General features: G+C 39.2%; 16 protein-coding genes. 5 read left to right on the forward strand and 11 right to left on the reverse strand.

Features of this window, described 5'->3' with window-relative positions; genetic code table 11:
• Positions 1-44: 44 nt before the first annotated feature.
• From CA2015_RS07155 to CA2015_RS07180, 6 genes are all read right to left on the reverse strand, one after another.
• Complete coding sequence (locus CA2015_RS07155) at positions 45-1,163, reverse strand: efflux RND transporter periplasmic adaptor subunit (protein ID WP_048641291.1); 1,119 nt, start codon at positions 1,161-1,163, stop codon at positions 45-47.
• A gap of 5 nt (positions 1,164-1,168) precedes the next feature.
• Positions 1,169-1,642 carry a MarR family winged helix-turn-helix transcriptional regulator gene (locus CA2015_RS07160; RefSeq protein ID WP_048641292.1) on the reverse strand — a complete coding sequence of 158 codons (474 nt, stop codon included), beginning with the start codon at positions 1,640-1,642 and terminating at the stop codon, positions 1,169-1,171.
• Between the two features lie 181 nt (positions 1,643-1,823).
• A complete protein-coding gene (locus tag CA2015_RS07165; RefSeq protein WP_048644407.1) occupies positions 1,824-2,633 on the reverse strand; it encodes a DUF1206 domain-containing protein in 810 nt (269 codons plus the stop codon).
• A gap of 191 nt (positions 2,634-2,824) precedes the next feature.
• Positions 2,825-4,261 (reverse strand): sulfatase family protein, encoded by a 1,437-nt coding sequence (locus tag CA2015_RS07170; RefSeq protein ID WP_048641293.1) that lies wholly within the window; start codon positions 4,259-4,261, stop codon positions 2,825-2,827.
• Between the two features lie 74 nt (positions 4,262-4,335).
• Complete coding sequence (locus CA2015_RS07175; protein WP_048641294.1) at positions 4,336-4,737, reverse strand: hypothetical protein; 402 nt, start codon at positions 4,735-4,737, stop codon at positions 4,336-4,338.
• Complete coding sequence (locus tag CA2015_RS07180; RefSeq protein WP_048641295.1) at positions 4,734-5,126, reverse strand: hypothetical protein; 393 nt, start codon at positions 5,124-5,126, stop codon at positions 4,734-4,736. The genes CA2015_RS07175 and CA2015_RS07180 overlap by 4 nt, the downstream gene beginning before the upstream one ends.
• A 312-nt stretch (positions 5,127-5,438) precedes the next feature.
• Between CA2015_RS07180 and CA2015_RS07185 the strand changes: the two genes are divergently transcribed.
• The 5 genes from CA2015_RS07185 to tnpC all read left to right on the forward strand — a co-directional run bounded on the left by CA2015_RS07185 (position 5,439) and on the right by tnpC (position 10,084).
• Positions 5,439-6,221 carry a 3-keto-disaccharide hydrolase gene (locus CA2015_RS07185; RefSeq protein ID WP_048641296.1) on the forward strand — a complete coding sequence of 261 codons (783 nt, stop codon included), beginning with the start codon at positions 5,439-5,441 and terminating at the stop codon, positions 6,219-6,221.
• Positions 6,218-7,570: a Gfo/Idh/MocA family protein gene (locus CA2015_RS07190; protein WP_048641297.1), complete on the forward strand. Its 1,353-nt coding sequence runs from the start codon at positions 6,218-6,220 to the stop codon at positions 7,568-7,570. The genes CA2015_RS07185 and CA2015_RS07190 overlap by 4 nt, the downstream gene beginning before the upstream one ends.
• Positions 7,571-7,834: 264 nt before the next feature.
• A complete protein-coding gene (tnpA, locus tag CA2015_RS07195; RefSeq protein ID WP_048641298.1) occupies positions 7,835-8,137 on the forward strand; it encodes an IS66 family insertion sequence element accessory protein TnpA in 303 nt (100 codons plus the stop codon).
• A gap of 3 nt (positions 8,138-8,140) precedes the next feature.
• On the forward strand, positions 8,141-8,488 hold the full coding sequence (gene tnpB / locus CA2015_RS07200; protein WP_014019612.1) for an IS66 family insertion sequence element accessory protein TnpB: 348 nt from the start codon (positions 8,141-8,143) through the stop codon (positions 8,486-8,488).
• Positions 8,489-8,563: 75 nt separating this feature from the next.
• Positions 8,564-10,084, forward strand: a complete 1,521-nt coding sequence (gene tnpC / locus CA2015_RS07205; protein WP_048640356.1) for an IS66 family transposase — start codon at positions 8,564-8,566, stop codon at positions 10,082-10,084.
• Between the two features lie 120 nt (positions 10,085-10,204).
• Here the strand turns inward: tnpC and CA2015_RS07210 are convergent, their stop codons facing one another.
• From CA2015_RS07210 to CA2015_RS07225, 5 genes are all read right to left on the reverse strand, one after another.
• Complete coding sequence (locus CA2015_RS07210) at positions 10,205-10,840, reverse strand: hypothetical protein (protein ID WP_048641299.1); 636 nt, start codon at positions 10,838-10,840, stop codon at positions 10,205-10,207.
• 129 nt (positions 10,841-10,969) lie between these two features.
• Complete coding sequence (locus CA2015_RS24795; RefSeq protein ID WP_157470360.1) at positions 10,970-11,143, reverse strand: hypothetical protein; 174 nt, start codon at positions 11,141-11,143, stop codon at positions 10,970-10,972.
• Between the two features lie 166 nt (positions 11,144-11,309).
• Positions 11,310-11,945, reverse strand: coding sequence for a dihydrofolate reductase family protein (locus CA2015_RS07215; protein WP_240477939.1), 636 nt, complete (start codon positions 11,943-11,945; stop codon positions 11,310-11,312).
• 9 nt (positions 11,946-11,954) lie between these two features.
• The gene (locus CA2015_RS07220) at positions 11,955-12,503 is read right to left on the reverse strand and encodes a dihydrofolate reductase family protein (RefSeq protein ID WP_048641300.1); all 549 of its coding nucleotides are present in this window, start codon (positions 12,501-12,503) and stop codon (positions 11,955-11,957) included.
• Positions 12,504-12,555: 52 nt separating this feature from the next.
• Positions 12,556-12,903 (reverse strand): nuclear transport factor 2 family protein, encoded by a 348-nt coding sequence (locus CA2015_RS07225; protein ID WP_048641301.1) that lies wholly within the window; start codon positions 12,901-12,903, stop codon positions 12,556-12,558.
• Positions 12,904-12,915 lie beyond the last annotated feature (12 nt).

Here is a 12,915-nt window from a genome sequence, read left to right on the forward strand (position 1 = left end):
GATTTGTGAAAAATTGTACAAAAATTGCAAAACAGAAATCACCGTTATTGCTCGCTGTAAATAGAAACTTTCATTCCAGGGTAAGCCCCTGTTGGCAATTTGGAAAGTGTTTGTTCTCCATCTTCCAGGCCCCTTACCACCACCGTTTTGTCATTGTAATAAATCGGTTCAATTGTTTTCTGAACGAGTATTGAGTCTTTTACCACGAAAACCTGGTCCTTATCAAAAATCACACTTCTGCTCAATTCATAGGCATTGTCCATTTCTGTGGCCATAATATTGGTCTTTACAAACATGCCTTCTTCCAAGCCTTTTCCACGAAGTTGAATGTATACGTTGGTGGTTTGCGTCTCCCTGTTTACCAACCTGTTGATTCGCGTAATTTCTCCTTCCCATATTAGTGAATTATTATCAGTAGAAGTGACATCCACTTTTTGGCCGATTTTTAAGAGGTTAATCATACTGGCACTTACAGGGGCTTCAATTTCAAAAACCGATGGTTGAATAAATTCACCCAATTTTTGCCCCGGTCTTATTAGCGAACCCGGTGTAACCAAAGCCTCTACCAAAACGCCATCAAAAGGTGCCGTAATATTGTATTTGGCCAGTGTCAGCTCCATGTTTCTAACCGTATAATAGGTAGCATATATATTCCGTCCGGTAACAAACATTTTTTCCTTTTCAGAGCCAACTTCTGGCAAAGGTGGCAAAGGCTGACTAACATCGATCTTGGAAAGAAAGTCGCTCCATTTAGAAAATGAGGAAGCATAATCCAAACGTATATCTGCCAAGGCTGCCGTTACTAAATTTTGAAGGCTACTTTTTTGTGACATCAATCCAGCGCGATAAACGTCAGATTCTACAGCGACAAGTGAACTTCCTTTTTTGTATAAAGACCCTTCTTTAAAACTGCCAACAGGTGAAGTCATGATGCCTTGTACTTCCGCATAGAGTTCCACTCTATTTTTGGCCTCCAAGCTACCTGTAGCAGTTATTTCTACAGGTAATGTGGCATTTTTTATAGTTTCTGTAAACACCGTTGCGGTGTAAATTCCCTTATTCTTTAAAGGTACTTTTTTACTATCCTTCAGGAGATTAGAAACAAAAAATCCAATAACCAAGATCAAAACACTAACGGCAATTATAATTATTTTTCTTTTCATACGTATTAGTTGCGATTGCAACCACTATTTAAATTTTCAATGTTGTCTTTTATTTTACTTAGGGTTTTTGCCGTTTGTTCCAGGTCTTGTTCTGGTATGTTTTCCTGAACCTGTAAAACTAATTTTTTAAAGATGGGCAAGGTGCTTTGATATACCTTTTCACCATGCTTGGTAAGGTTCACCATATTAATCCTTTTGTCTGTAGCAGATGGTAATCTTGCTACCAGATTTTTCTTTTCCAAAGTATTGATAAACCTTGCTAATGAGGCCTTATCCCGTTCCGTAATAAAGGCCAAATCATTCTGTGGCAAAGGGCCATTTGTAGACAGGGCCTTCAGCACCAGCATCTGTTTTATGGTCAGGTCAATCCCCGCTTCTTTCAAGTTGTGGTTAATGTATATATCTACGCATTTTATGGTTTTTCCCAACCAGGGTAAAATGCCATATTCCGTAATGTATACCTTGCAATCATTTTCCATTTTATAAGAATTTGCTGCAAAGGTAAAAAAAATAGTTGCGCATGCAACTAATTAAATGTTAAATTTATTTAAACCCGGATTATGTAATAGGATTCGCGATCTAATGAGCTATTATTGTACGATTGATTTTATGCGCTGTTTTTGAAGCCAACTGTAAATAAGGGAATTTCCAGTCTATGGATTAAAAATTCATTTTATGCTCACTTGCCTTGATCATAATGAAAAGCCCATAAGCCAACATACCGAATGCAATAATTCCCAATACGATTGCTCCAAATTCATCTTGGATAAAATTAAAAGCGTCTTCTGTTCCTCCAGATTTTGAGGCATCGTAGGTAATGGCTGCCCTAACTGTGAGATAAGCGATAATTCCAACCACCAAACCACGAGCTGTATACCCCACACGACCGGAATAAATCATCAATTGCTGTGTTTTATTATTCATCCCAGCCTCTTTTATTTTGATCTTGAAATTCCCAGAATAGGCGATGAACATTTGATAGATGGCCTTCCCCAGGAAAATAAGTGCAACTGCAGCTACCATCCATCGGCCATACTCCTGATTTAAAAGCTTCTGGATCATCGATTCTTTTCCGCCACCGCTACCGCCACCACCTGCACCAATAAGTAACTGTACCGCACTGTAAATGATAAAGAGATAAAAAAATCCACTAGAAAAATAACTTAATCTTCGTCTCAAGCCCTTCCTATCCAAACCATTGTCCTCTGGATCCATAAATGTTTGGTACATTCTCCAAAAAACATATCCTGCCAAGCCTATTACTACTAGCCAAAGCATTACCTGACCAAAGGGTTGGCCAAGTAAAAATTGAAAAGCACCTTTACTCCCCGTCTTTTTACCACCACTTCCCAAAGCGGCCCATGCGGTTAACCCGCCTATTAGAAGGTATACTACCCCTTTGGTCCCTATGCCCAAACGGGCTATCATTTTCTTCTTTTTTTTACTTGGATTCAAATCTGACTTTTCCATATACAAATTGATGTATTCTGAAAAAGCCAAATATGATGCCAAATAGGTGTGTTATTTTTTTCACTGCAATAAATGGATGGAACAAATCACAATTTTTGGTAGGAAATTTACGGCAAAATGCCTCTGTTTATATAATGCTCCTTAGTCAATAAGACATTAAAATCAGACTGTTGGGTAGGTAGAAGGTCTGGTTAATTTTCCTCTTCCTTATTAGCTGTAGGAGCTACTTCCAGTTGGGGCATAGATTGATACCATGTCAATACCTTTTCCTTCAAAGCATTGGTTTTCTCAACATTCTGCCTTGCAAGGTTTTGTTGTTCTTCTGGGTCAAGGACAATATTGTACAATTCGGGTCTTCCTCCATCATAATCGCATAATAGTTTCCATTCCCCATCACGCACAGCCAAATCAGGAAGGTTTTCGAATCCATAATAACTCTTTCTATCAGGAGGCCGGCTGTAGAATATTGGGGCTTGTCTGGACATACTGGATTGCCCGAGTACTGTTTCCATTACATTTTCACCATCAGAGATGGTCTTTTCGGAAGGTTTTGTTCCTGTAAATTCAAGCAAAGAAGGCATTAAATCAATGGCAGAAAAAACCGATTCCTTATTTCGGGATCCTTTCACTTTTTCATCAATAAATCCCGCTCCCCACACCACCAAAGAAGAACGGATTCCTCCCTCATACAAATGTGTTTTATAGCCTTTCAATTTCCCTGCACTCCCAGCTCCCATTTCAGGGCCATTGTCAGAACAGATTAAAATCAATGTATTCTCACGCAGTTTATCGTTGCTCTGAATGAAATCGAAAAGCTTACCAAATTGTTTGTCCATGGCTTCCAGCACTGCAAGGTACAATCCTCTTTTCCCAGCTTCTTTTGCAAGGCCATACTCTTCAAAGGGTGGCCAAAATGGACTATGCACATCGTCAGGCCATATATTTACATAAAACGGTTTTTCATCTTTATCCGCTTTGCCCATAAATTGGATGGCCTCATCAATGAATCCAGTGGTTATTTCCGAGCGCTGCATCCAGATAAAAGGCTCACCGAGAATTTCTGCATCTTCCCAAATGCGTCCTTCTTTTCCGGTTTCGTCTGTTGTTAGGGGAAGTAATTTGGCCCCCATTCCCTCGAAATTGGTCAATGATTCATCAAAACCATATTCGGTAATTGCAGGTGCCTCAGTAACATCTCGCTGCCCTCCCATGTGCCATTTTCCAAAATGCCCCGTTGCATAGCCTGCCTCATTAAGGCTTCTCGCAAGCATTGGTGCTGAGGGATCCAGCCAGTTTGCCATTCCACGTTCGCTGTTCCTTGCCCGATAGGCCAGGTAAGAAGTGATGTGCCAGCGTTGAGGATATGTTCCTGTAGAAATGGCTACCCTTGAAGGAGAGCAAATTGGGGAATTAACGTAAAACTGTTCGAAACTGATCCCTTCAGAGGCCAACCTATCGATATTTGGCGTTTGAGCGTCGGTATTTCCAAAACTAGAAAAATCAGCCCAGCCCATGTCATCTATAAATATTAGGATAATATTGGGTTTCTGGATCTCATTTGGTATTGGTGAACATCCTGCAAGATGGAGGACACCTAAAATAATCACTAGATACAGTATTTTTTTCATGTAAAATATTCTGGTTATAAAATTAGTTTGTTCTATCCAAATTGTGAATGCTTATTTAACTGCTTTTATATTTTTTATTGGTATTGAGGCCAGGCCCTGTAGGCCATGATGCCACCTGTGACCAATAAAATCACCTGTAGAAACAGACTTGGCGCTGTTTCCAGATGTCGGCCAATGACAAAAAGCAAAAAAACCATTGAAAAGAAAGCAAGTAAGCCAGTCACTTCTTTTTCCTTTTCACCGACCTTTCTATTGTAAAAAATCTTCGCCATCAAGCCTCCATAAAGGAAGGTAAACCAGATCAATCGATGTCGGAGGTTTTTGACCACATAGCTGAAGGTGGGGTAATCTTTTCCTTCCAATGTAACGAGCACAATATCGATAAGCAACATCAGGCCCAACATAACTGCCACTACAATTTTGATGGTTCGGATTTCAGACAAATGCCTTTTTAAGAATTTATTTAGTTTGTTCATGGCCTTACAATATAATTCATAGACCAAAAAAAGTGGCCAAATAAAACGCCAGCAATTAGAATAGAAGTAAGAAAGGCTTTGGTTTTTTTAAAGGGTACTTTAAAACCGATTAAAACCATGATTAGGGTCAGACCAAAAATAATCAAAACCGGAAACATGCCATTTGACATTTTAAAAGCATCATTTGTGGTACCTAGGAACAGGTGCCCAGCTATCGCTCCCAAGGCAAATGGAATAAAAAAAGACTTACCCTTTGACCATTCGAGTAATAAAATATTGGAGGTGTCATTGTCCACATTATTGAGCATAAGCAGGATTTCTATGATAAAGTAAGCCGCAGCCAAACTTATCATAATACTGACAACCACTGTATATCCTGTACCTTCCATGTCTATTTAGAAAATGAATATTAATTTAGGTCATTTTTAGACAAAATGAAATAGAATTACAGTTTATTTTAACCAAATAAGATATGGCAGTTGCAGGTTTTCAGGTTTAGTGAAGTTATAAATTTCAGTATAAAACCAATGCTTTTTCATTCAAATTTAAAACGCTACCTGCATTGAATTTTTCAACCCAGTCGATGCTAAATACTAAGTAAAGGCAGGGATTTAAAAGAGAAACAACTGTTCAGGATAATCAAATCTTGCTGGAGCAGACAATTCGGATTATATTTATACCTGAAAAATTAAGTCTACAATATGAAACAAATCATTTATTCCTTGGTGGCTTTGATAGCCTTCAATGCTTGCGAAAGCAAAAAAACAACCGAAAGCGAAAGTAAAGTTCAAGAAGAAGACTGGATAGTCCTTTTTGATGGTACTACTACAGAGGGCTGGAGAGCCTACAACGGCGATGAACTCCCTCCTGGCTGGGTGATCAAAGACGGGGAACTAACCTATGATACCGAAATGGGTTTAGAACAAGACTACACTGGTGGAAAAGACATTATTTACGGTGCAGAAGAGTTTGAGAACTTTGAATTGTACTTAGAATGGAAATTACCTAAAGGTGGTAACAGTGGCATATTCTATCACATACCTGAAGTAAAAGAAAGTTCTGGACCTTCAGGATTGGCACCGGAATATCAACTTATTGATGACGAAAATTATGCTTCCATACATGATTTGACTGCCTACAATAAAAAAATGGGCGAAACTGAAAATTTGGACCAACTGCAAGATTGGCAAAAAACTGCTTCTGATTATGCAATGTATCCTGCTGATCAATCCCAAGTAGAATTAAACCCTGTCGGTGAATGGAACAGCTCCAAAATAGTATATACACCCGAAAAAGTAGAATATTGGCTTAACGGAAAGGTCGTGGTTTCATTTGTCCCTGGGTCTGAAGATTGGGAAACAAGGAAAAACTCTGGTAAATGGAGCGGTGCACCCGATTATGCGAAAGCCAAAAAAGGATACATTGGCCTTCAGGATCACGCAAGTCCGATATGGTTTAGAAATATTAAAATCAAAAAATTATGAATCAGAAAATAATTAATAGAAGAGATTTATTGAAAAGTGGAGCTACCATGGCTATCGCATCTATGCTCCCTTCATGGGCATGGGCTAATAGTGAAAATGGTCGCCTAAGAACTGCACACGTGGGATTGGGTGGTATGGGTAAAGCCGACTTGGATGCAATTTCTTCTCACGAGAAAGTGGACGTTGTGGCTCTTTGCGATGTTGATGCAAAAATGCTTGCACCATTAAAGAAAGACTATCCCAAGGCCAAGTTCTATTCTGATTACAGGACAATGATGAAAGAAATGGCGGACGATATCGATGCCGTGGTTGTTTCTACCCCTGATCATACCCACGCTCCAGCTTCTATGCTGGCAATGGACCATGGTAAGGCTGTTTACTGTCAAAAACCGCTTACCCATCATGTGTCTGAGGCGAGAGCCATGAATAAAAAGGCAGCAGAAAAGAATTTGGTAACCCAAATGGGGATCCAGGTGCACTCTTTTTATGACTACAAACTGGCTACACTATTGATACAATCAGGTATCATTGGTAAAGTGAAAGAAGTAAGGGCCTGGTCCCCTAAAAACTGGGGAACTGACGATCCCAAGCCACAAGGAGCTGACCCAGTACCAGAAGGTCTTGACTGGAACTTATGGCTAGGTACTGCGGCTGACAGGCCTTATAAAGAAGGGCAATACCATCCTGGAAACTGGCGTAAAGTGCTTGACTTTGGTTGCGGAACTTTGGGCGACATGGGCGTTCATATTTTTGACACGCCTTACAATGCCTTGGCGCTGGATGTACCAAAGACCATCAAAAACGAGTGCAGAAAGCCTACAGGTTTTGGCTTCCCCGAAGAGAATACAGTAACCTACGAATTCCCAGGTACGAAGTACACCACCAAAAATTTTAAATGGGTATGGTATGACGGCGTAAACGCACCGGGAAAAGATAAAAATCTCCTGCTTCCCAATAATGATAAGCTACCTGAACAGGGAGCCATGTTTGTGGGTGAAAAAGGCAATTTATTATTGCCTCACTTTATGCAATTACCAAAACACATTGTAGATGGCAAGTATGTAGAACTAGACCTCACTAAGCTTAAAAAGTCAGGCAAAATAGGCGATGTAATTAGGGATTATGAAGTGGAAGGCAAACGCCATTACCACCAATTTGTGGATGCTTGTTTAGGAAAAGACGAATGTTCTGCTCCTTTCTCCTACGCTTCCAGGTTAACGGAAACGATACTATTGGGCGTAATAGCAGGCAGGTTTCCAAATAAAACCTTGCACTGGGACAATGCCACAGCACGTTTTGAAGAAGACGAAGCCAACCAATTCCTGGATGGCATCTATAGAGCATTTTAATAATTGCTGAAAAGCGGTTAAAGTAATTAATTAAAGCCGTTCAGGAAAAATGGGCTAACGCTCAGTTTTTCTGAACGGCTTTTTTATACCATTGGACTAGCTTAGACTAACTCCTAAAAAGGCCTCAAATATTAACATCACTGCTCAATAGTTACCCAGAACTCTGAGTGGGCCATGAGCATGGTCCCTGAGCCTGTCGAAGGTTGGTATCCATCCGACAAACTACATCTTTTGCAAAAGCTAATCTGTTGCTAAACTTGTGTCATGAAAAGACAGACAGAAAGCAATATGCGTAAACTTTATCAAGAATGGTTATCCTCAGGGGTTAGCAGATCAGAATTTTCCGATATGCATGGTATTGTTCGAACAACTTTTTATTATTGGACCAAAAAATTCAGCGCACAGGAAGAAGAAACAAATAATGGAAAAGCTTTTCAATTGCTGGACCCTATCCCATCTGTTGGTCGAGTTGGCCGAGTAATAGCGCATATTCATTATCCTTCAGGAATCAGCCTGGAAATCTATGATGGGGTCTCACCTGAGTTTATTAAAACGCTTCTTGTCTAACGAATGCTTGCGCTATCCTCTTCATGTCGTTACTTTTTATATGATAAGCCCACTGATATGCGTTTTGGTATCAATGCCCTTTCTGGACTGGTACGTAACAAGCTTGGCTTTGACCCCATGAATGGAGATGTGTTCATTTTTATTGGCAAGCGAGGCAACCAAATCCGACTTTTGCAATGGGACAAAGATGGTTTTGCCTTATATATTAAAAAGTTGGAACGAGGCACTTTTGAACGTCCTATTCTCACCGGAACAGCCATTACGAGTACCCAACTCAGCTTTCTCTTACAGGGGGTAAGGCTAGAATCGGTACGCTACAGAACCCGATACACACCTTTAAAAAGGGCATGAAAATAAACAGGTGAATTGAGTAAAAAAGTGCCTTAAAACTACTTCAAACCTATTTTTTATGCTTATTTTTATGTCATGGAAAATGAGACAATCGACTACAAAAAGCTATATGAGCAAGAGCTCCAAGCCCATCAGGAGTCATTGTTGACCATCTCCGAAAAGGAAAGTGCAATAGCAGACCTACAGCATGAACTTGAAAAGTTCAGGGGGTATATTTTTGGCACCAAGAGTGAAAAGAGAACCGCTAATGTGGGACTAAATCAGATGGGGCTTTTCGAGCTAGGCACTACCCAAGCTGTACAAGAGGAGCTTTCCGAGTCAGTACCTACCACAGAGCAAAAAACCACTCCAAAGAAAAGAGCCAAGGGCACCTCTCGTATGAGCCTTCCCGAAGAGCTCAGAAGGGAAGAAGTGGTGATAGAGCCAAAAGAATCCACTGAAGGTTGTGTACAGATAGGTCAGGAAGTAACCGAAGTATTGGAAGTAGTTCCGGCATCTTTTTATGTGAAACGCTACGTGCGTCCAAAATACGCAAGACCGAACGGTGAAGGCATCCTCATTGGTACATTACCAGATAGAGTAATAGAAAAGGGAATACCTTCAGAATCAGTGATTGCTCAACTTATCGTAGACAAATATGTCTACGGAATGCCGCTTCACAGGCAGCTGGATAAATACAGCAAGATGGGCGTAAGAATCCCTGCTTCGAGTGCCTCTGACTGGGTAATTAAGGGCTGGGAACAGCTCAAGCCACTCTCCGATCTACTCAGTATGGTAGTCCTAAGTCAAAAATACCTTCAGGTAGACGAAACGCCTATAAAAGTGTTAGATAGAGATAACAAAAAAGGTATTCATCAGGGGTTCATGTGGCTTTATCATGCGCCGGTAGATAGACTAGTACTCTTTGATTACAGAAAAGGGAGGGATCGATCGGGTCCCAAAGAAATGCTTGCTGACTTTAAGGGTATCATCCAAACGGATGGCTACAAGGTGTATGATTCCCTTTATGGGAAGCATGACACTATTCATTTAACGTTTTGTATGGCACATGCCAGACGCAAGTTTGTAGAAGCGCTCAATGACAATGAAGAACAGGCAAACCATGTCCTTGATGAGATGCAACTACTCTATAAGCTGGAAGCACAGATGAGAGAAAAGGGGTATGACTATCTACAGAAAACGAAGGAGAGAAAAGAGCATGCCACTCCTGTGCTGGACAGATTAGGGCAATGGCTGGAAAAGCACCAATACAGCCATAGGCCAACAAGTCCAATGGGCAAGGCTATAGAATATACGAGGTCAAGATGGGCAGGACTGAGTGTTTATGCACTTCATGGACAAATGGAAATAGACAATAACCTGGTTGAAAATGCCGTTCGTCCACTAGCTATAGGTCGTAAAGCGTATCTATTTGCAGGATCGCACAAGGCTGCGGAGATGACAGCAGCCATGTATTCTTTCATGGCCAGCTGCAAAAAGAACAAAATTAATGAGTTTGAATGGCTCAAGGACGTATTCGAAAGAATCCAGAGCCACAAGCAAAAAGATCTCTATCAACTACTACCTTCCAATTGGGAGAAACATAAAATCAAGTAGCTCCTCAAAGCATAAAATCCAACAACTCAAAATTAATCTATATGGGTTCGTCGGATGCTTACGAAGGTTGTCGAAGTGCCAGCTGTCAGAATGATTGGTTATTATACGCAGTTTTTCTCTTTAATCACCAAATACCTCCCATTTAATACCGAGCTTTTCTTTACACTCAAAGAGTTCGAACTTTTTAATTAAAGATTCCCTATGTGCAGAACCACACATATAAACTCCTTTTTCGAAAGAGTTGAACTTACAAAATGAATAGATATTCTGAATCATTGAATTTTCGTATTCCTCAAGTTTTACATCATAAGTTTTTAAAAATTCTTCATCTTGTAAAAGACTGTTTTCAAAATCTCTCATTTTTGAATGTAGAGCCATACCCCTGGCACTATTTAAAAACTCAAAACCTTCGAGGCACTCTAATTTGCTAAATTCAAGAAGCATTGCATCCAATTCATTATTTACAGGAATACTATTATATTTCTTATCAAATAGATTCGTAATTTCATTGTCCAAAACTGGTACATATTTGAAAGAAAAATGTGCTGAAAGTTTCTGTAAAGCTTCTATCTCAAGTTTGTGGTGATAAATTCCAAATGATGAGAAATTGATCCTTTCAAATTGAGAGTATGTGGCTTCAAGTGCTTCTAGAAAAATCACTTCAGGTTTCTGGATCTCCAATATGCTACAGAGATTATCAGCATTACATTTACCATTTTTTTTGTACCTAGTGCTGATAAAAGTGATCTTTGTCATTGAAGTACTTTTTATATTCGTATATCTAAAGCAGAACCCATTTCCTATTTATGCTTTTGTTCACACTACAATCGTAGGTACTATGGGCTCTTCCGACTTCTCTTGTCCCCTTGCTGAACTTCGCTATGCTTATATCAGCCCGTTTAAGGTTGCCAACCTTTGAAACAAGAGACCTCCCACAGGCCAGTGATAAAACAGACTTGGATATTGTATCCGAACCCTGTCCAACCATTTATAATCTTTTGTAAGGTTGTTTCTATACCTTTTGTAGCGATACCTTGCCCATCTTATAAACAGTTGCATAACGATTTTTTAGCCTATCGTTACTCTCGCCACACATATGAAAAGTTGGCGATTTCGAAGCACTAAACTTTCCGTTAAGCACAAAGTTTGACGCGAACCAAAACCCTTGAATTTATTACAATTTCGCCTATTTTTTATATACATTGTATTGTGCTGGCTTTATTTCTTAATTCGTTTTCGGTTTATAATAAAGTAAGATTGTTCCACTTTTAAAAACTTTGCTTTTTGTCAGTTCGAGTTTTATATTATTTTTCAGATTGTCCAAAATCGGTTCTCCTTTTTCAATGAATATTGGGTCTATCATAATTTGATATTCATCCACTAAATTCGCATTCATAAGTTGTGCTAAAATCTTTCCGCTCCCTAAAAGTGTAATGTTCTTATTACTCGTTTTTTTTAATTCCGCTATTCTATCTATTAGGTTTTCGTTGATAATTTGAGTGTTTTTCCAATCAGTTGATTCTAACGTTTTAGAAACGACAATTTTTTCTGAATTATTCATGCCATCTGCAACTTCGGGAAAAGAGTCATAAGCCATTTGAGTTGGCCAAAAACTTTTCATCATTTCGTAGGTTACTCTGCCGAATAGAAGAGTGTCGTTCGATTTTAAGCTCTCAACTGAATATTGGGCCTCTTCTCCTCCGTGTTGGTGCCAATTTATATCCTCGTTAATTCCTTTATAAAATCCGTTTAAAGAAATGAATGTGAATGATGTCAATTTTGCCATAATTTTATTAATATCTTGTCTTTTTATTTTATACACCGTTAGCGGATCGTTTTCATCTTGTATTGATTTTCGCATGGAAAATTTCTATCCAATTACTCGAAACCGCATACTTGTAATTTGGGTCGTTGATATAATTTCTATCCGTTCAAGATCAATAGGTTGACAGCCAAATTGATCAATAAGTCTTAACCCATTCCCAAAAATGACAGGATAAACATGAAGGACCAATTCATCCACAAGACCTAACTCAAGACCTTGTTGAGCAATGCTATGCCCCAATATTGCAACATTTTTTGTTCCTGCTGCCTTCTTGGCTTTTTGAATTACTTTTTCTACTCCGCCAGTAACAAAGTTAAATGTCAATGGCCCTACAGAAAGTGGTTCACGGGCATTGTGGGTTACAACGAATTGTGGTATTTGTAGTCCCCCATACGGAAGAGCATCAGCTGTAACTTTGTTGTTTCTAAAGTCCTTGTTACCAAGAACTACTGCTCCTAACTCTTGCATAACTCGATTTCCCATATCATCAGAGTCGTCAGCCGCATGTTTGAAAATCCAACCCCAATCGTCTTCATTAGGTTTTGCAATAAATCCGTCAAGTGACATTGTTAGGTGTATTAACACTTTTCCCATAAAATTTAATTTTTCAATTTCCCATAACTCTTATTGTCATCTATTACCTTTTTTATTTTGATTGAATACAATAAGAGGTAACGGTTTTAATATTGTCCTGGTCATTAAATTCATAAACATCACATGCTGAAACAAACGAAATCCGTTTGCCATCCCTTAAAAACTCAGCTGTTCCATTAATTACAACTATATTTCCATCTGCAATGGTGTTGAGTGTTTTGAAGTCTGTCGTTACTGACTTGAAGTAGCTACCAACTTTCTCGCAATTATCAATAATGGCTTGTTTACCTGTAAATTTGTCTTCTTCGATTACAATCCATTCTGCATTTTCAGCTATAAAATCGTAGGTCTTTTCAAATTCCCCGTTGGAGAATGCCTTTGCAATTTCTGATTTTGTCATTTTAATAAACTT

Origin of the sequence: Cyclobacterium amurskyense (genome assembly GCF_001050135.1) — a bacterium.
GTDB lineage: Bacteria > Bacteroidota > Bacteroidia > Cytophagales > Cyclobacteriaceae > Cyclobacterium > Cyclobacterium amurskyense.